The organism is Streptomyces sp. NPDC059695 (genome assembly GCF_042733785.1).
Taxonomy (GTDB): Bacteria; Actinomycetota; Actinomycetes; order Streptomycetales; family Streptomycetaceae; genus Streptomyces.
In genome coordinates this window covers 77,111-94,206 of record NZ_JBHWFF010000006.1, presented here as the reverse complement: position 1 = coordinate 94,206, position 17,096 = coordinate 77,111, and the positions used below count along the sequence as shown (strand labels likewise).

Annotated in this window: 17 protein-coding genes; 4 read left to right on the top strand and 13 right to left on the bottom strand. The window is 72.2% G+C overall.

Features of this window, described 5'->3' with window-relative positions:
• Window positions 1-61: 61 nt before the first annotated feature.
• The 3 genes from ACFV2S_RS09860 (at window position 62) to ACFV2S_RS09850 (ending at window position 3,638) form a co-directional block, all read left to right on the top strand.
• The gene (locus tag ACFV2S_RS09860; protein ID WP_385555913.1) at window positions 62-2,014 is read left to right on the top strand and encodes an ABC transporter permease; all 1,953 of its coding nucleotides are present in this window, start codon (window positions 62-64) and stop codon (window positions 2,012-2,014) included.
• Between the two features lie 34 nt (window positions 2,015-2,048).
• Window positions 2,049-2,717 carry a pyridoxal 5'-phosphate synthase gene (locus ACFV2S_RS09855; protein ID WP_385555911.1) on the top strand — a complete coding sequence of 223 codons (669 nt, stop codon included), beginning with the start codon at window positions 2,049-2,051 and terminating at the stop codon, window positions 2,715-2,717.
• 210 nt (window positions 2,718-2,927) lie between these two features.
• The gene (locus ACFV2S_RS09850; protein WP_385555909.1) at window positions 2,928-3,638 is read left to right on the top strand and encodes a class I SAM-dependent methyltransferase; all 711 of its coding nucleotides are present in this window, start codon (window positions 2,928-2,930) and stop codon (window positions 3,636-3,638) included.
• Window positions 3,639-3,657: 19 nt separating this feature from the next.
• Here the strand turns inward: ACFV2S_RS09850 and ACFV2S_RS09845 are convergent, their stop codons facing one another.
• From ACFV2S_RS09845 to ACFV2S_RS09785, 13 genes are read right to left on the bottom strand one after another with little or no spacing between them, the layout of a single operon-like run.
• The gene (locus ACFV2S_RS09845) at window positions 3,658-4,389 is read right to left on the bottom strand and encodes a hypothetical protein (protein WP_385555907.1); all 732 of its coding nucleotides are present in this window, start codon (window positions 4,387-4,389) and stop codon (window positions 3,658-3,660) included.
• Window positions 4,390-4,439: 50 nt separating this feature from the next.
• Entirely contained in the window at window positions 4,440-4,982 is a 543-nt protein-coding gene (locus tag ACFV2S_RS09840; RefSeq protein WP_385555905.1) for a nuclear transport factor 2 family protein, read from the bottom strand.
• A 26-nt stretch (window positions 4,983-5,008) separates the two neighbouring features.
• Window positions 5,009-5,815: a hypothetical protein gene (locus tag ACFV2S_RS09835; RefSeq protein ID WP_385555903.1), complete on the bottom strand. Its 807-nt coding sequence runs from the start codon at window positions 5,813-5,815 to the stop codon at window positions 5,009-5,011.
• Window positions 5,812-6,357, bottom strand: a complete 546-nt coding sequence (locus ACFV2S_RS09830; protein ID WP_385555902.1) for a hypothetical protein — start codon at window positions 6,355-6,357, stop codon at window positions 5,812-5,814. Before ACFV2S_RS09830 ends, ACFV2S_RS09835 begins: the two co-directional genes overlap by 4 nt.
• Entirely contained in the window at window positions 6,354-7,628 is a 1,275-nt protein-coding gene (locus ACFV2S_RS09825) for an MCE family protein (protein WP_385555900.1), read from the bottom strand. The genes ACFV2S_RS09830 and ACFV2S_RS09825 overlap by 4 nt, the downstream gene beginning before the upstream one ends.
• The gene (locus ACFV2S_RS09820; protein ID WP_385555898.1) at window positions 7,625-8,845 is read right to left on the bottom strand and encodes an MCE family protein; all 1,221 of its coding nucleotides are present in this window, start codon (window positions 8,843-8,845) and stop codon (window positions 7,625-7,627) included. The genes ACFV2S_RS09825 and ACFV2S_RS09820 overlap by 4 nt, the downstream gene beginning before the upstream one ends.
• Window positions 8,842-9,867 (bottom strand): MCE family protein, encoded by a 1,026-nt coding sequence (locus ACFV2S_RS09815; RefSeq protein WP_385555896.1) that lies wholly within the window; start codon window positions 9,865-9,867, stop codon window positions 8,842-8,844. The genes ACFV2S_RS09820 and ACFV2S_RS09815 overlap by 4 nt, the downstream gene beginning before the upstream one ends.
• Window positions 9,864-10,913, bottom strand: coding sequence for an MCE family protein (locus ACFV2S_RS09810; protein WP_385555894.1), 1,050 nt, complete (start codon window positions 10,911-10,913; stop codon window positions 9,864-9,866). The genes ACFV2S_RS09815 and ACFV2S_RS09810 overlap by 4 nt, the downstream gene beginning before the upstream one ends.
• The gene (locus ACFV2S_RS09805; RefSeq protein ID WP_385555892.1) at window positions 10,910-11,965 is read right to left on the bottom strand and encodes an MCE family protein; all 1,056 of its coding nucleotides are present in this window, start codon (window positions 11,963-11,965) and stop codon (window positions 10,910-10,912) included. The genes ACFV2S_RS09810 and ACFV2S_RS09805 overlap by 4 nt, the downstream gene beginning before the upstream one ends.
• Entirely contained in the window at window positions 11,962-13,215 is a 1,254-nt protein-coding gene (locus tag ACFV2S_RS09800; protein ID WP_385555890.1) for an MCE family protein, read from the bottom strand. The genes ACFV2S_RS09805 and ACFV2S_RS09800 overlap by 4 nt, the downstream gene beginning before the upstream one ends.
• A 1-nt stretch (window position 13,216) precedes the next feature.
• On the bottom strand, window positions 13,217-14,023 hold the full coding sequence (locus tag ACFV2S_RS09795) for an ABC transporter permease (protein ID WP_189801008.1): 807 nt from the start codon (window positions 14,021-14,023) through the stop codon (window positions 13,217-13,219).
• 3 nt (window positions 14,024-14,026) lie between these two features.
• The gene (locus ACFV2S_RS09790; protein WP_030212814.1) at window positions 14,027-14,791 is read right to left on the bottom strand and encodes an ABC transporter permease; all 765 of its coding nucleotides are present in this window, start codon (window positions 14,789-14,791) and stop codon (window positions 14,027-14,029) included.
• Window positions 14,788-15,798: an ABC transporter ATP-binding protein gene (locus ACFV2S_RS09785; protein ID WP_385555887.1), complete on the bottom strand. Its 1,011-nt coding sequence runs from the start codon at window positions 15,796-15,798 to the stop codon at window positions 14,788-14,790. The genes ACFV2S_RS09790 and ACFV2S_RS09785 overlap by 4 nt, the downstream gene beginning before the upstream one ends.
• Window positions 15,799-16,372: 574 nt before the next feature.
• Between ACFV2S_RS09785 and ACFV2S_RS09780 the strand changes: the two genes are divergently transcribed.
• Window positions 16,373-17,002, top strand: coding sequence for a hypothetical protein (locus tag ACFV2S_RS09780; RefSeq protein WP_383790753.1), 630 nt, complete (start codon window positions 16,373-16,375; stop codon window positions 17,000-17,002).
• The last annotated feature ends 94 nt before the right edge of the window (window positions 17,003-17,096 follow it).

Below are 17,096 nucleotides of genomic sequence, written 5' to 3'. Positions count from 1 at the left end.
TCCGTCCCGGGGGAACGGACAGACCCTCGTCCTCATGTCGTCGTCTCTGCGGGGTCACTCGATGAAACAAGAAGGCACGCGCAGGCCGGGTGCCCGTCCGCCGCTCACGCTGGCCCTGCCCGCGCTGCTGGCCGTGGCGCTCCTGACGCTGCCGCTCGTCGGGATCCTCGTGCGGACCAAGTGGAGCGAGCTCGCCGGGCACCTCACCGCACCGGGGACGGTCGAGGCGCTGAAGCTCTCGCTGCTCGTCTCGTTCTGGGCGCTCGGGCTCTCCCTTCTGCTCGGGGTGCCGCTGGCGTGGCTGCTCGCCCGCGTGAGCTTCCCGGGCAAGGCCCTCGTCCGCTCGCTGGTGCTGCTGCCGATGGTCCTGCCGCCCACCGTCGGCGGTGTCGCGCTGCTGCTCGCCTTCGGCCGGCGCGGTCTCCTCGGTCCCTGGCTGGAGTCGACGTTCGGGATCACGCTCCCGTTCCACACCTCGGGTGCCGTCCTGGCGGCGACCTTCGTCGCCATGCCGTTCCTGGTCATCAGCCTGGAGGGCGCGCTCGGCGGGCTCCGGCCGCGGTACGAGGAGACGGCCGCCTCCCTCGGCGCCTCACCGGTCCGCGTCTTCTTCACCGTGACGCTGCCCATGGTGGCGCCCGGCGTCGTCGCCGGGTCCGCCCTCACCTGGGCGCGCGCCCTGGGCGAGTTCGGCGCGACCATCACCTTCGCCGGCAACCTGCCCGGCACCACCCAGACCCTCCCGCTCCACGTCTACCTGCTCCTCCAGGACGAGCCCGAGGCGGCCACCTCCGTCTCCCTCCTGCTGCTCGCCATCGCCATGGCCGTCCTCGTCGCCCTGCGCGGACGCTGGACCGGAACCCCGGCGGCCCGGAACCCCCGTCCCGCACCTGCACCCGAACCCGACACCGGCGCCCCGGGTGGACCGGCCCCCAGCGGGACCGCGGAGGTCCCCCCGGAGACCGAGGAGTCCGGGGAGCGCTGGGCGCTGCACGCCGAGGTCACCGGCTTCACCCGGCTGACCCTCGACGCCGAGCCGGGCACCACCATCGCCGTCGTCGGCCCCAACGGCGCCGGCAAGACCACGCTGCTCCGCGCCCTCCTGGGGCTCACCCCGCGCGCGCACGCGGACCTCACGCTCGGCGGCACCGATGTCACCGCCCTGCCCCCGCACCGGCGGAGGGTCGCGTGGGTCCCGCAGGACGGCGCGCTCTTCCCGCACATGTCGGCGCTCGCCAACACCGCGTACGGCCTGCGCGCCCAGGGCGTCGCCCGCGCCCGGGCGCGGCGCGAGGCCCAGCGCTGGCTCGACCGGCTCGGCGTCGGCCACCTCTCCCACCGCCGCCCCGGACAGCTGTCCGGCGGCCAGGCCCAACGGGTCGCCCTGGCCCGGGCCCTGGCCGCCCGCCCCCGGCTCCTCGTCCTCGACGAGCCGCTCGCCGCCCTCGACCAGACCACCCGCGGCCACGTGCGGCACACCCTGCGCACCCATCTCGCGCGATTCGGCGGCGTCTGTCTCATCGTCACCCACGACCCCGTCGAGGCCGTCTCCCTCGCCGACCGCGTGCTCGTCCTCGATGAGGGCCGCGCGCTGCAGGACGCCGGCCCCGCCGAGGTCACCCGCCACCCCCGGTCCCCCTGGGTCGCCCGCATGCTGGGCCGCAACGCCTGGCCGGGCACCGCGACGCCCGAGGGCCTCGCCCTGGCGGACGGCGGCACCCTGGTCGCGGCCGATCCGCCGCCCGCCGGCACCCCGGCGCTCGCGATCGTGGCGCCCGAGGCGGTGTCCGTCCACCGCGAGAAGCCCGCCGGCAGCCCCCGTAACGTCTGGCCCGGCACCGTACGCGAGATCACGGCCAGCGGGAGCCGGCTGCGGGTGCTCGTCACCTCCGACGTCGCCCCCGACCTCGTCGCCGAGATCACCCCGCAGGCCGCCGCCGAACTCGGCCTCGCCGACGGGGTGTCCGTCTGGACCAGCGTCAAGGCGACCGAGGCGACGGTCGTCACCCTCTGATCACCACCACCCGCCAGGAGATGGGGAGATGCACATGTCCGAGAACGGTTCGCCGACCGTGCGCGACTGGCTGCGCGGCATCGAGGTCTTCGACCGCCCGATGCCCGGGTTCGCCCCCGAGACGGCTCCCGCCGAACCCTCCGCGCTGTTCCTCGCGTGGCTGACCGCCGCCGTCGACGCCGGGATCCCGGACCCGCACGCCATGACGGTGTCCACGGTGGACGAGGCCGGGGATCCCGACGCCCGCGTGCTCATCCTCAAGAACGTGGATCCGTCGGGCTTCCAGTTCGCGGTGCATGCCGCCAGCCCGAAGGGGGTCCAGCTCGCCGGGGGTCCCCGCGCCGCGCTCACCTTCTACTGGGCGGAGTTCGGCCGCCAGGTCCGCGTGCGGGGCGCGGTACGGGCCGAGGCGGCGGAGCGCGCGGCGGCGGACTTCCTCGCCCGCTCCGACACGGCGCGGGCCGAGGCCCTGCTCGGCCGGCAGAGCCGCTACCTCACCGACCCGGACGCGCGCGACCGGGCGCTCAAGGAGAGCGTCGCCAGGATCGAGGAGCGGCCCGACCTCGTCGACCCCGCCTGGACCCTCTACCGGCTCGTTCCCGATGTCGTCGAGTTCTGGCAGGCCGCGCGGAGCCGCGATCACGTGCGGCTCCGGTACGAGAGGGAGCCGGCCGGGTGGCAGCGCCGCCGGCTCTGGCCCTGACGCCCGCCTCCTGTTCGCACCTCCAAAGCTCCACATCACAAATACTCCTCGAACTGGGTGATGCACCAAGCATTCATGAGGTGATTGCGGAACCACTCCCCGCAAATACAGGATGGTGGTGCGCCTGCCGAGCGGCGGCGCCGAGCGGCGTCGGTCCCGAGGGGCTCCGTCCGCTTCCGCTGTTCCTGCTCACGAGGCGAGGTAAGGCAGATGACGACCCGTAGGCCCGACGAGCGCATCGCGCGGTTCATCGCCAGGTCCCTCGGCGAGGCACGGACCGTCCTCAACGTGGGTGCGGGCGCCGGTTCGTACGAGGGGATCGGGGGCACGGTGACCGCCGTCGAACCGTCCGCCGCCATGCGCGCCCGCCGCCCGGACGGCCTCCCGCAGGCCGTCGACGCCGTCGCCGAGGACCTGCCGTTCCCCGACGACGCGTTCGACGCGGCGATGACCCTGTTCAGCGTGCACCAGTGGAGCGACGTCCCCGCCGGCCTGCGGGAGATGCGCCGCGTCACGCGCGGCCCGGTCACCGTCCTCACCTGCGACCCCGCGCTCGTGCGGGACTTCTGGCTGTACGCGTACGCCCCCGAGGTCCTCGACACGGAGGCCCGCCGGTACCCGCCCGTGGCCGAGATCGCCGACGCCCTCGGCGGCACGGTCTCCGTCGAGGCCGTCCCGATCCCGTTCGACTGCACCGACGGCTTCAACGAGGCGTACTACGGCCGCCCCGAGATGCTGCTCGACCCCGCCGCCCGACAGGCCTGCTCCGCCTGGAGCTTCGTCGGCGACGACACCCGCGAGCACTTCGACCGCACCCTGCGCGAGGACCTGGACTCCGGGGCCTGGGACGAGCGCCTCGGCCATCTGCGCGCACGGTCGAGCTATCAGGGCTCGCTCGTCGTCGTCCGCTCCGTGCCCTGAGCGGAGACCCCCGGGACCGTCACCGGCCGAAGGTGTCGATGCCCTCGACGAGCCAGCGGCCGTCTCGGCGCACGACGTCCAGGGCGAACATGGCGCCCGCGTAGACGCCCTGGTCGTCCGCCTTCGCCTTGCCGGATCCGGCCGTGCTCACACTGCTCTGGTCGGCGTAGACCAGCACCCGGGCACGGTCCCCGTCGATCCGCTCGACCGCGCTGTCGGTGACCGTCGTGGTGATCACCGTCTTCTGCCGGGCCGCCTGGGCCAGCACCCCACCGAACAGCGCCTTGTGCTGGGCCACCGCCTTGCCCGTGAGGAGGGTCTTTCCCGCCCGCTCGAAGGGCCCCGTGTCGGCGTGGTCGTAGGAGAAGAGCGCGGCGACGGCCGCGGCGGTCTGCCCCTTGATCTCGCTGGTGCGGGCGAGGTCGGTGAGGGCGGTGTTGCCGCGCGCCGGGTCGTCCCGCAGCCCGTCCGCCCTGCTGTGCGCCCACCCGGCGAAGCCGCCGAGGAGGAGGGTCAGGAGGCAGAGCACCACCAGGGGGGAGAACCGGCGGCGTGTCGTGTCCCGTGCCGGAGCCGGGGTGCCCCCGTCGGGCACCGCCTCCGGTTCCCGCTCGGGCGTGGTCACGGGCTCCGGCAGCAGAGCGACGGCCGCGTGGGTCCTCGCCGCGGAGGCCCTCGGCGCGGTGGCCGGCTGGTCGGCGAGGGCCTGGCGGCGGCGCTGACGGTTGAGGTGGTGGCGGGGCGTCGGCATCGTGCGTGTCCTTTCGGGTGCTGGTGGCTCGCGCGTACGGAACGGTCCGGTCAGCCGGTCGCCGTGCCGCCCACGGGGGCCTGCCCCAGCGCACTGAGCTTCCACCGGCCGTCGGTGCGGGTGAGTTCGCCCAGCATGCGGCTGTCCTTCTCCGAGCTCTTGCTGTCGGGCGTGGTGACGGTGATGCGCAGCGCGACCAGCAGCCGGGCCCGGCCCGCGCGGTCGTCGAGTTCGGTGACGGCCCCGGACAGCACCCGGGCGGTGGTCACCGTCTTCGCCGTCCTCACCTGGCTGGTGAACTCCTTGCGCCCGTCGACCAGTTGCTGGTGCAGCTCGCCGGTCGTCGAGGTCTCCCAGAGGTCGAGTCCCTGGTCGACCTGCCGGTGATCGAGGGTGTTGAGGTTCTGCACGGCCTGCTCACCCGCCGCGAGTGCCCGGTCGCGCTGCACGGCGTACGCCGCGGAGTCGTCGTGGGCCGCGGCGTACCAGCCCCGTCCCTCCCAGGCCGCGAAGCCGCCCGCGACGAGCGTGAGCACGAGGGCCACGGCCAGAACCGGCCGGTTGCCCGCCGAGGCGCGGACCTGGCGTGTCATGGGGTTCTCCTGTCTCCCGCTCATGGTCAGCGGGCCTTGATGTCGACGATCTGCCACCGGTCTCCCCGGTACTTCGCGGTGACGGTGAGCTGGGCCGCGGCGGACGTGGCGGCGGCCTTGTCGCGGCGCGAGGTCTGGTCGAGGAAGACGAGGAGGCGTGCGCTGTCCCCTTCGAGTTCGATCACGCCGGTGCGGACGGTCTGGGTGGAGAGGGTGATCCGCTGCTCCACCAGGTTCGCGCGGACCTGGGCGAGCAGTTCGGCGTACTGGCGGGCGGCGCGCCCGGCGAGCACGGTGCGGGAGGACCGTTCGGCGGCGTCCGTGTCGGCCGGCGTGTAGGAGAACACCCGGGCGAGGCCGTCCGCGACGTCTCCGCTGACGCGGTCGGTGGCGGCGGTGTCGGTGAGCGCGTGGTTGCGGGCCGACGGGGTGGTGCGGAGCTGGTGGGCGGCGTGGAAGAACCAGCTCCCGCCGAGGACGAGGGCGGCGAGGCCCGCGGCGAGGACGCTCCGCCGCCAGAGCGCGGCGGGCCGGCGTGCGGTCCGGTCCGAGGGGGCGGCTCCGTCTCCGTCCGTGGCGGCGGCCCCGGGCTCGTCCCCTTCCGAGCGGTCGGCTTCGTCCCCTTCCGATCCCTCGGCTTCGTCCCCTTCCGAGGGATCGGCAGCGACTCCGTCAGAGGGGGCGCCTTCGTCCCCGTCCGAGGCGGCGGCTGCGACTCCGGCCTGGGGATCGGCTTCGGCCCCGTCCGGGCCGGGGTCGGCGAGGGACTCCGGGGACTCCCCGTCGTCCTTCCCGTCGGTCTCGTCCTTCGTCCCGCGCAGCAGTCGCGTCATTCGTCCCCGCCCTCCTCGGCCCTGCCGCCCTCGTTCCCGCTGTTCTCCGCCCCGGCGACGGGCACCGCGCTCAGGGCCGCGACCCGCCAGGTGTCGTCGCCCGAGCGGGTCAGGACGGCCTCCAGGCGCTTGCGGTCGCTCGTCGCGGCGGAGGCTCCGCGCGGGGTGACGTCGATGCGTACGGTCGCGATGAGCTTCGCCGTACCGGCCCGCGCGTCCAGCGCCGTGAGCGCCGCCTCGGTCACCGTGGCGCGCGCCGAGGCGCCCACCGCGGGCTCGGTGCGGCCCAGTTCGGTGCGGAGCGGTCCGGTGGAGGCCTCGCGCCAGGCCCGGATCCCCGCTTCGGCGCGGGCGGGCGTCGAGGCGTCGAGCGTGTTCAGGACGGTGAGGCGGCTGCGGCCCTCGGCGAGAGCGGTGTCGCGTTCCCGGCTGAAGCCGATCCCCTCGTCGGTGCGGGCCTGGGCGTAGGTCCACGCGCCGGTCCCGCAGAAGCCGAGGGCGGCGACGAGGGCCGCGGTGCCCAGGACCTTCGCGCGGTTCATCGGGTGCTCCCGGTGTCCAGGCCCAGGAGGCCCGCCATGTCGGCCGGGCCGCCGGCCTGGCCGGCCAGGGCGAGCGCGCCGGGCAGGGTCTGCTGCGTGTCCGCCGTGGTGCCCGCGCCGCCGGAGGGCAGGGAGCCGGGCCGGGCGGGGGTGGGGACGCGGCCGCTGCCGGGGGCGTGGGCCGAGCCGCGGACGTTGACCCCGGTGGAGGCCGGGGACGTGCAGGAGGCGCCGGTGTTGAGGGCGGGCGCGGTGCCCAGGTCGAGTCCGTTGCGGTAGCGCGTGCCGCCGTATCCGGCGGTGCAGGGCAGCGGCTTGAAGAAGGTGACGGCCATGCCGAAGTTCACGTGCCCTCCGTCGACGGTGGTGGCTCCCGCCGAGACGGCCGCCGGGAACTTCACGAGGAGTTCCTCCGTGCCGCGCTGGCGGGTGACGGCGATCTCCGAGGTGGTGAGGAGGTTGGCGAGGACGACGCTGAGGCTGGGGTCGAGGTCGCGCAGCAGGCCGCTGACCTGGCCGGTCGCGTCGGGTGTGACGGCGAGGAGGCGGCGCAGGTCGGCGTCGGAACCCTTGAGGGTGGCGGCGAGGTCGCGGGCGCCGGTGGCGAAGTCGCGGATGGCCCGGCTCTCGTCGGCCTGGGTGCGCAGGACGGTCTCGCCGTCGTCGATGAGCCGGGTGGTGGCCGGCAGGGAGCGGTCGGCGGCCTGGACGAACCTGCTGCCGCTGTCGAGGAGGATCTGGAGGTCGTCGCCGTGCCCCTCGAAGGCCTTGCCGAGTTCGTCGACGACCGTGCGCAGGGAGTCCAGGGGTACGGAGCGGGTGAGGTCGTTCATGCTCGCGAGCACGTCGGTGACGGGGGCCGGGACCTCGGTGTCGGACTGTTCGATGCGGGCGCCGTCGGCGAGGTAGGGGGCGCCGTCGCTCTCGGGGCGCAGGTCGATGTACTGCTCGCCGACCGCGGAGAGTCCGGCGACGACGGCGCGCGCGTCGGCGGGGATGAGGGGTGCCGAGTTCTTGATGCGGAGCTCGGCGACGACTCCGTCGGCGGTGAGGTCGATGGCGCCGACGCGGCCCACGGAGACGCCCCGGTAGGTGACGTCGGAGTGGGTGAACAGGCCTCCCGTACGGGCGAGGTGGACGCGGACGGTGTAGTGGTCGGCGACGCCGGCGTAGCGGCCGAGGTCGGCGTAGCGGATGCCGACGAAGCCGAGGACGAGTACGGCGATGACGAGGAACGCGAGGTTCTTCAGCCGTACGGTGCGGGTGATCACCGCTTCTCGCCTCCGTCCTTGGGTGTGGTGGCGGGTGCCGGTGGGGTGCTGGTCGTCACGGCGGGGAGCGGCAGCGCCGAGGGGGTGCTGTTCGTGCCCCCGGCCCGCCCGTGGGCACTGGAGCCCGGCGGGGTGGTGGGCGCGGGCGGGAAGGGGTCGGGCCGGGGAATCAGGGGCGGGATGACCTCGGTGCCGGGGGCGGCCGCGAGGTGCAGGTAGGTGTTGAGGTAGTCGCCCTTGATGCCGCGCATCACCTCGTCGGTGAAGGGGTACGTGAGGAGGACCTGGAGCGAGTCGGGCAGGTCGGCGCCGGCGTCCGCGAGGGCGGTCATGGTGGGCGCGAGGGCCTTGAGGTCGGCGATCATGTCCTTCTTGCTCGCGTCGACGGTGGCGACGGCGACGTCGGAGAGGGTGTCCAGGGCGCGCAGCATGGTGAGCAGGGAGCCCCGCTGCTTCTCCAGCGTCTTCAGGCCGGGTGAGAGGCCGGTGAGGACGGTGTCGACGTCCTTCCTGCGTCCGGCGAGGGTGGCGGAGAGCCGGTTGACGCCGTCGAGGGCGCGGGTGATGTCGCCGCGGTGGGCGTCCAGGGTGGTGACGAGGGTGTTGACGCGGTTCAGCATCGAGCGGACCTCGGGCTCGCGTCCGCCGAGGGCCGCCTCGAGTTCCCGGGTGATGGTCTTGAGCTGGTTGACGCCGCCTCCGTTGAGCAGGAGTGACAGGGCGCCGAACACCTCCTCGACCTCCGTGTTGCGGCTGGTGCGCGCGAGTGGGATGACGCTGCCGTCGGCGAGGCGGGTGCCGGTGTCCTTCCGCGGGGCGACGAGCTGGATGTACTTCTCGCCGAGGAGGCTGGACTGTTCGAGGCGGGCGCCGGCGTCGGCGGGGAGCCGGACGTCGCCGTTGATCTCCAGGGTGACGCGGGCGGTCCAGGTGCCGGTGCCCAGTTCGATGGCGGTGACGCGGCCGACGGCGACGTCGTTGACCTTGACCGCGGACTGCGGGACGAGGCTGAGGACGTCGTCGAGTTCGGCGGTGACCGTGTACGGGTGGGAGCCGAGGTCGGCGCCGCCGGGCAGCGGCAGGTCCTCGATGCCGTCGAACCGGACGGGGTTGGCGGGGACCGCGCCGAGGACGACGGCGATCGCGAGGCCGAGGGCGACGGCTCCGACGGCGCCGGCTCCGAGGGCCTTCCGGGAGGGCAGGGCGTCTCGTCTCACCGCTCCCCCTCTCCGGTGCTCGCCGACGCGCCGCCGGTGACCGGCAGGGGCAGCAGCGGTCCGCCCATGCTGATCTCGTTGAGGTTGGCGCGGCCGTCGAGGGTGCGGGTGTCCTTGTTGTACGCGTTGACGACGTTGCCCGCCGCGAGCGGGGCGACGTCGAGCGCCTCGGCGAGGGAGGCCCGCTGGTCGACGAGGGTCTGGGTGAGGGGCACGAGTCGGTCGATGTTCTTCTTCAGTTCGCCTCGGTTGTCCTTGATGAAGGTCTTGACCTGGGCGAGGGCCTTGCCGAGTTCCTTGAGGGCGCCGGCGAGGTCGTCCTTGTTCTCGGCGAAGTAGCCGACGACCTCGTCCAGGCGTTCCTGCGCGGTGCGGACGTCGCCGTCCTTCTTCTTGAGCATGGTGGTGAAGGTCTGCAGCTGACTGAGGCTGGTGAACAGGTTCTCGCTGCTGCCGTCGAGGGTCCTGGCGGCCTTGCCGAACTGTTCGATGGAGGTGCCGATGGCCGTTCCGTTGCCCTTGAGGTTCTTCGCTCCGGTGTCGAGGAGTTCGGAGAGGGCTCCGGCGGAGTTGGCGCCGTCGGGGCCGAGCGCGTCGCTCAGTTCGGTGATCGAGGCGTAGAGCTGGTCGATCTCGACGGGGGTGCGGTTGCGGGCGGCGGGAAGCTGGGCGCCGTCGGCGAGGGCGGGGCCGGTGCTGTAGGCGGGGGTGAGCTGGACGTAGCGGTCGGCGACGATGCTCGGTGCGACGACGAGGGCCCGCGCGTCGGCGGGGACGCGTACGCCTTCGTCGAGGCGGAGTTCGACGCGGACCCGGGTGCCCTGCGGTTCCACGGACTCCACCTCTCCGACGCGGACGCCGAGGACGCGCAGGTCGGATCCGGCGTAGATGCCGACCGCCCGGTCGAAGTAGGCGGTGACGCGGATGCCGTCGTCGTCGAGGACGCGGACGGCGACGAGGCCGCAGGCGGCGAGCACCGCGAGGGCGAGCCCGGCGACGAGCGGTTTCCTGGGCTTGGTCATCGTTCACCGCTCCCCTTGGCCTTCGCCGTCTGTCGCGGCGGCAGGCATCCGGTCGTGGGCTGGGAGGCCTCGGGCAGATAGGTGCGGGGCACCACGCCGCACAGGTAGCTGTCGAACCAGCGGCCGCTGCCGAGGGTGTTGCCGACGAGCCGGTAGTAGGGGCCGATGAGTGCGAGCGTCTTGTCGAGCTGGCCGCTGTTCCTCTCCAGGACGCCGGTGACGCGGCTGAGGGCCTTGAGGGTGGGGCCGAGCTGCTTGTCGTTGTCGCCGACGAGGCCGCTGAGCTCGGTGCCGAGGGCCCGGCTGCCCTTGAGCAGGGCGCGGATGGCCTCGCGGCGCTTCTTGAGCTCGCCGAGCAGCGAGCCGCCGTCCTCCAGGAGGATCTCGAAGCTGGACTTCTTGTCCTCCAGGGTCTTGGTGAACTTCTTGCTGTTCTCCAGGAGCCGGGCGAGCTGGGTGTCGCGCTTGGAGACGGACCTGGACAGCTCGGAGAGGCCGTCGGCGGCGTTGCGGACGTGCGGGGGCGAGTTCTTGAAGGTGTCGGAGATGGTCCGGAAGCTCTCCTCCAGTTTCTCGGTGTCGATGGCGTCGACGGTGCCGCTGAGGTCCTGGAAGGCCTGTGTCACGTCGTACGGGGACGTGGTGCGGGTCTGCGGGATGCGGGTGCCGGGGTCCTGAGGTGCGGAGCCCAGCGGGTCGACGGCCAGGTACTTCTCGCCCAGGAGGGTCTTGATGGCGATGGCGGCGGTCGAGCGGTCGCCGATCCAGGCGTCGCCGACCTCGAAGGTCACCTTGACCTTCGGGCCGTCGAGGGCGACGCCGGTGACCTTGCCGACCTTGACCCCGGCGATGCGGACCTCGTCGCCGGTGTCGAGTCCTGCGGCCTCGGTGAAGTCGGCGCTGTAGGCGGTGTCGCCGCCGACGAGGGGCAGCCGTTCCACGTTGTACGCCAGGGCGGCCATGAGGGCGAGGAGCAGGAGTCCGACGAGGGCCACGGCGACGGGGCTGCGCTGCTTGACCGGCTTGAGCCGGGGGCGGGGGCTCATGCGCGGCACCTCGGCTCCGTCACGGCGATGCCGGTCGGCGGCCTGGAGCCGTCGGAGGTTCCCACGCCGCTCACGCGCGCCTCGCAGAGGTAGAGGTTGAACCACGATCCGTAGGAGGAGAGCCGGGCGAGGGCCGTCATCTTGCCGGGGGTGTTCGCGAGGAACCGCTCGATGGCGGGGGTGTGGTCGCCGAGGGTGCCCGAGAGCCGGCCGAGTTCGCGGATGTCCTTCTTCAGGGGGGCGCGCCCCTCCTGGAGGAGTCCGGCGGTCGTGGTGGTGAGGTCGCCGATGGCCTTGACCGCCTCGCCGAGGGGTTTGCGGTCGGTGTTGAAGCCGGTGACGAGTTTCTGGAGGGTGACGACGAGGTCTCCGAAGGCGGCCTCGCGGTTGTTGAGGGTGGTCAGGACGGTGTTGAGGTGGGCGACGACCTCGCCGATGACCTTGTCCTTGGCGGCGACGGTGGAGGTGAGGGAGCCGATGTGCCTCAGGAGGCTGTCGACGGTGCCGCTCTCGCCCTGGAGGACCTCCACGAGGGAGCCGGCGAGGTCGTTGACGTCGGCCGGTGACAGTCCTTCGAACAGCGGCTTGAATCCGTTGAACAGCAGGGTGAGGTCGAGTGCGGGTGTCGTCCGGTCGAGCGGGATGGTGTCCCCCGGCTCCAGGGTGCCGGTGAGGTCGCCGGTGCCTCGGTCGAGGGAGACGTACCGCTGGCCGACCATGTTGAGGTACTTGACGGCGGCGGTCGCCGACCGGGGCAGCGTGCGGTCCTCGCGGACCGAGAAGGTGACCTGGGCGGTGCGCCGCTCGACGACGCGGACGTCCGTGACCTCGCCCACCTTCACTCCGGCGATGCGCACGGAGTCGCCCTCGACGAGGCCGGTGACGTCGGTGAACAGCGCCTTGTACGTGCGGGTGGCGGAGCCGATCCCGGTGTTGGCGATGCTGAAGCCGAGGACGGTGGTGGCGAGCGCCGTGACCAGGACGAACGCGAGGGACTTCAGGACGGTCCCGGTCAGGCCGCGGCGTCGCGTGTGGGTGGGCCGTGTCGTCATCGGAGGGTCACCTCCGCGCCGCGGAACGCGGGACCGGCCAGCAGGCTGCTCCAGTCCGGCAGGTCGCCGGGGGCCTTCTTCGCGGCGGGGGCGAGGAGTTCGTTGACGAGGGAGTTCTCCTGCGGGGAGTTGGCGGGCCCGAGGTGCTGGTCGGCCGCGGCGGTCGCCCGTGCGGCGGGTGCGGCCGGGACGCCGAGGTACGGCACGGGGTAGCAGTGCGGGCCGCCGCCGGAGCCGTACGAAGGGGTGTCACGGCCGGGGGTGTAGGCGCCGCGGGCGGGGACGGTGGTCACCTCGACGTGCAGTCCGGGCTGGTCGGTGCCCTTGCCGAGCGCCTTGTCCATCGCGGGCACGAACTGGGCGAGGGTGCGCAGGGTGCAGGGGAAGGACGGGGAGTACTCGGCGAGGAGTTCCAGGGTGGGCCGGCCGGTGGCGCTGAGCCGGATGATGTTGTCCTTGTTCTGCCGCAGGAAGGCGGTGAGGTCCTGGGCCGTGCGGGTGGTGGCGCCGAACGTCCCGGCCAACTCGCCCTCCTTCTCGCCGAGGGTGCCGCTGGTGGTGGTGAAGTCGGTGAGCGCCGTGACGATGTCCGGGGCGGCGTCCGCGTAGAGGTGGCTGACCTTCACGAGTTCTTTCAGGTCGCGGGTGAGGGCGGGCAGGTGGGGGTTGAACTCACGCAGGTGGGCGTCGAGTTCGGCGAGGGTCTCGCCGAGCTTGTCGCCGCGTCCCTCCAGGGCCCGGGAGACGGCGGACAGGGTCGCCGACAGCTTCTGCGGCTGGACCGCGGTGAGCAGGGGCAGGACGTTGTCGAGGACCTGCTGGAGTTCCACGGCGTTGCTGGAGCGGTCCTCGGGGATGACGGCTCCGGGGCCGAGCGGCTCCGCGGAGGCGTCGGCCGGCGGGACGAGGGCCACGAACCGTTCGCCGAAGAGGGTCGTGGGCAGCATCTGGGCGCGCACGTCGGCGGGGACGTGACGCAGGGTCCCGGGCCGCATGGCGAGGGTGAGCCGGGCTCCGCCGTCGGTGGCGTCGATGGCGCGGACCTCGCCGATGACGACGCCGCGCAGTTTCACCTCGGCGCCGAGGTGCATCTCGTTGCCGACGCTGCCGGTCTCGACGGTGACCGGGTCGGAGTCGGTGAAGCGTTTGTCGTAGACGGCGACCGCGAGCGAGGCGAGCAGGACGGGCACCAGCAGGAACGCGACGCCGGCGAACCGGCGGCGGACGGTCTCGGCACGTGAGTCGCTCATCTCACCCCGCCACCTTCACGGTCGTGGTCGCGCCCCAGAGGGCCAGCGACAGGAAGAAGTCGGTGACGCTGATCAGCACGATGGCGTTGCGTACGGAGCGGCCGACGGCGATGCCGACGCCGGCGGGTCCGCCGGAGGCCCGGAAGCCGTAGTAACAGTGGGCGATGATCACCATCACGCTGAAGATCAGCACTTTCAGCACCGAGAGGAGGACGTCCGTCGGTGACAGGAAGAGGTTGAAGTAGTGGTCGTAGGTCCCCTGCGACTGGCCGTTGAAGAGGACCGTGACGTAGCGGGAGGCCAGGTAGGAGGAGAGCAGTCCGATCGCGTAGAGCGGGACGATGGCGACGACGCCCGCGATGATGCGGGTGGTGACCAGGTACGGCATGGAACGGATGCCCATGCCCTCCAGGGCGTCGACCTCCTCGTTGATGCGCATGGCGCCGAGCTGGGCGGTGAATCCGGCGCCGACGGTCGCGGAGAGCGCGAGTCCGGCGACGAGCGGGGCGATCTCGCGGGTGTTGAAGTACGCGGAGACGAATCCGGTGAAGGCGGCGGTGCCGATCTGTTCCAGGGCCGCGTAGCCCTGGAGGCCGACGACGGTGCCCGTGAACAGCGTCATCGCGATCATGACGCCGATGGTGCCGCCGATGACGCCGAGGCCGCCGGAGCCGAAGGCGACCTCGGCGAGCAGCCGTTGCACCTCCTTGAGGTAGCGGCGCAGGGTCCGCGGGATCCAGAGGAGGGCGCGGACGTAGAACAGGAGCTGGTCGCCGGACCGGTCGAGCCAGACGAAGGGGGAGGCCATCGGTCAGCCTCCCTTCGGCGGGACGATCTGCAGGTAGATGCCGGTCAGCACCATGTTCACGAAGAACAGCAGCATGAAGGTGATGACGACGGACTGGTTGACGGCGTCGCCGACCCCCTTGGGTCCGCCGCGGGGGTTGAGGCCCCGGTAGGCGGCGACGATGCCGGCGATGAACCCGAAGATCAGGGCCTTGAGTTCGCTGATGTAGAGGTCCGGCAGCTGGGCGAGGGCGGAGAAGCTGGAGAGGTAGGCGCCGGGGGTGCCGCCCTGGAGGACGATGTTGAAGAAGTAGCCGCCCAGGGTGCCGACGACGGAGACCATGCCGTTGAGGAGCACGGCGACCGCCATGGTGGCGAGGACCCGCGGGACGACGAGCCGCTGCACGGGCGAGACGCCCATGACCTCCATCGCGTCGAGTTCCTCGCGGATCTTGCGGGAGCCGAGGTCGGCGCAGATCGCGGAGCCGCCGGCGCCGGCGATCAGGAGCGCCACGATGAGGGGGCTGGCCTGCTGGATGACGGCGAGGACGCTGGCCCCGCCGGTGAAGGACTGGGCGCCGAGCTGCTGGGTGAGGGAGCCGACCTGGAGGGCGATGACGGCGCCGAACGGGATGGAGACGAGCGCGGCGGGCAGGATGGTGACGCTCGCGACGAACCAGAACTGCTCGATGAACTCCCGGAACTGGAAGGGCCTCCGGAAGACGGCGCGGCTCACCTCGGCGGCGAGGGCGAAGAGGCGGCCGGTCTGCCGCAGCGCCCCCGTGATCACGAGCCGCTCCCGGTGGCGGGCAGGGTCAGGGTGGGCGCCGTGGCGGTGCGCGCGTAGGTGTCGTGGATGGCGGTGCGGGCAGCGGGCGGCAACTGGTCGAGCATGCCGAGGACGCGCTCCCGGCGCCGTGTGACGGCCGCGCGGGGCGGCAGGCCGGGGGACGGCTCCAGCTGCGGGACGATGACGCGGGGTGCCGTCGAGTGGGCGGCGCGGTTCTCCGCCTCGGCGGCGAGGAGGGCGGCGTCCTTCTCCTCGGACATGCCGATGGGTCCTTCGCGGCGGCCGGCGAGGAACTGGGTCACGACCGGTTCGTCGCTGGTGAGGAGGACCTCGCGGGGGCCGAAGGTGACGAGCCTGCGCCGGAAGAACATCCCCATGTTGTCGGGGACGGTGGCGGCGATGTCGAGGTTGTGGGTGACGATCAGCATCGTCGCGTCGATCCGCGCGTTGAGGTCGATGAGCAGTTGCGAGAGGTAGGCGGTGCGGACGGGGTCGAGCCCGGAGTCCGGTTCGTCGCACAGGACGATCTGCGGATCGAGCACGAGCGCCCGGGCCAGTCCGGCGCGTTTGCGCATGCCGCCGCTGATCTCGCCCGGCAGCTTGTCCTCGGCGCCCAGGAGGCCGACGAGTTCGATCCGTTCCATGACGATGCGCCGGATCTCGGACTCCCGCTTGCGGGTGTGCTCGCGCAGCGGGAAGGCGATGTTGTCGAAGAGGCTCATGGAGCCGAACAGCGCGCCGTCCTGGAACATGAGGCCGAAGAGCTTCCGGGTCTCGTAGATGTCGCGTTCGGGACTGCTCACCATGTCGACACCGTTGATGAGGACACGGCCCTGCTGGGGCTTCAGCAGTCCGATGAGCGATTTCAGGAAGACCGTCTTACCGGTTCCCGAAGGGCCGAGCATGACGCTGACCTCTCCGGCCGGCAGGGTCAGCGACACGTCCTGCCAGATGTTCTGCTTGCCAAAGGACATGGTCAGACCCTCAACGACTACTTCGATTCCCATCCCACCTCCAGCAAGCGTGCGTCGGGTGTGCGCCGCGGGCGCACGTTAAGTCGGTCCGGATCATCCGGACAATAGGCGGGTGCCACTTTTCTTGATCCGCTCCCGTATTTGTCACCGCGGAGACAAGGTCGGGTTCGGCACTTGTCATCGTGGAGATACAGAGCTGCGCCGACCTGCGGCGGTGCGCCGTCCCGGGAACGCTACGGCCGAGTAACCTCTCGCGGCAATACCGGAATCCGAGTTTTCCCGGCATGGAATCGGACACCGGAGGAGTTGTCAGGCGGGAGACAATTCCGCCTCGGTTCCTATCACCGGCGAGAGCAGGTCGAGATCTCGACGATCGATCAGAATTGTCGACATTGCGCACCCCGGAACCAAGGGGATCCCCGCCCTCGCTCACCCACTTGACAGGCAATGCGAGATCTCCAAAGAATCTTGGACTCCGCCATTGTTCAGCTAAGTTTCCCGCAAGTAACGTCTCGTTTCGCGGCCGAGAAATGTCGGGCCGCCGGCCGCTCGACCCCCACCGCGGCCACCCCTCTGCCGGTCAATCCCCAAGGAGAGTCCCAGAGCCATGAACAAGCCCATCAGAAAGCTCGCCGTCGTCGCCGGAGCCGCCTCGGCCGCGTTCGCCCTCGCCGCGGCGCCCGCCTCGGCGGTGCCCTCGACGGTCTGGACCGTCAACCCCACGCCGGCCAGCTTCACGGCAGCCAACAGCGGGAACGTCGTCCTCAGCGTCAACGGCATCGCCATGACGTGTACGAAGTCGACCGCCGCGGGCACGATGGCGAGCGCCACCGGCAACCCCGCCACGGTGGCCTCCATCAGCTCCATCGCGTTCGGCGCCACGGGCGCGCCGTGCACCAGCGTCCTCGGCAACGTGAGCACGGTCGCGACCACGCCGTGGACCGTGGTGGCGCAGGACTACACCGCGGCGACCGGCGTCACCAAGGGCTACGTCGGCAACGTCGACGCCAAGGTGACCGTCGGCGCCTGCGTCTTCCGCGTGACGGGCAAGGCCTCCGGCACGTACACCAACTCGACGGGCGCGCTGGCCGTCAACAGCGTCGCGGGCGAGCTCACCGTCGTCTCGTCGACCAACTGCGGTACCGCCGTGCCGGTCGGCGCCAAGCCCACCTTCAAGGGCACCTACCTCGTGAAGTCGGGCAACGTCATCCCGACGATCGTCGGTTCCAACCCGTAAGGACGCAGGACCCGCGCGCCCCCCCGCCGGGGGGGCCGCCCGCGGGGCGGGCGGCGGCGGGGGGGGCCCGCGCCCCCCCCGCCCCACGCTGACC

Coding starts and splice junctions, on each gene's coding strand:
- ACFV2S_RS09780 (WP_383790753.1), top strand. CDS start 16,373: ATGAACAAGCCCATCAGAAAGCTCGCCGTCGTCGCCGGAGCCGCCTCG.
- ACFV2S_RS09845 (WP_385555907.1), bottom strand. CDS start 4,389: ATGCCGACGCCCCGCCACCACCTCAACCGTCAGCGCCGCCGCCAGGCC.
- ACFV2S_RS09830 (WP_385555902.1), bottom strand. CDS start 6,357: ATGAACCGCGCGAAGGTCCTGGGCACCGCGGCCCTCGTCGCCGCCCTC.
- ACFV2S_RS09855 (WP_385555911.1), top strand. CDS start 2,049: ATGTCCGAGAACGGTTCGCCGACCGTGCGCGACTGGCTGCGCGGCATC.
- ACFV2S_RS09795 (WP_189801008.1), bottom strand. CDS start 14,023: ATGGCCTCCCCCTTCGTCTGGCTCGACCGGTCCGGCGACCAGCTCCTG.
- ACFV2S_RS09840 (WP_385555905.1), bottom strand. CDS start 4,982: ATGACACGCCAGGTCCGCGCCTCGGCGGGCAACCGGCCGGTTCTGGCC.
- ACFV2S_RS09800 (WP_385555890.1), bottom strand. CDS start 13,215: ATGAGCGACTCACGTGCCGAGACCGTCCGCCGCCGGTTCGCCGGCGTC.
- ACFV2S_RS09835 (WP_385555903.1), bottom strand. CDS start 5,815: ATGACGCGACTGCTGCGCGGGACGAAGGACGAGACCGACGGGAAGGAC.
- ACFV2S_RS09815 (WP_385555896.1), bottom strand. CDS start 9,867: ATGACCAAGCCCAGGAAACCGCTCGTCGCCGGGCTCGCCCTCGCGGTG.
- ACFV2S_RS09850 (WP_385555909.1), top strand. CDS start 2,928: ATGACGACCCGTAGGCCCGACGAGCGCATCGCGCGGTTCATCGCCAGG.
- ACFV2S_RS09860 (WP_385555913.1), top strand. CDS start 62: ATGAAACAAGAAGGCACGCGCAGGCCGGGTGCCCGTCCGCCGCTCACG.
- ACFV2S_RS09785 (WP_385555887.1), bottom strand. CDS start 15,798: ATGGGAATCGAAGTAGTCGTTGAGGGTCTGACCATGTCCTTTGGCAAG.
- ACFV2S_RS09810 (WP_385555894.1), bottom strand. CDS start 10,913: ATGAGCCCCCGCCCCCGGCTCAAGCCGGTCAAGCAGCGCAGCCCCGTC.
- ACFV2S_RS09805 (WP_385555892.1), bottom strand. CDS start 11,965: ATGACGACACGGCCCACCCACACGCGACGCCGCGGCCTGACCGGGACC.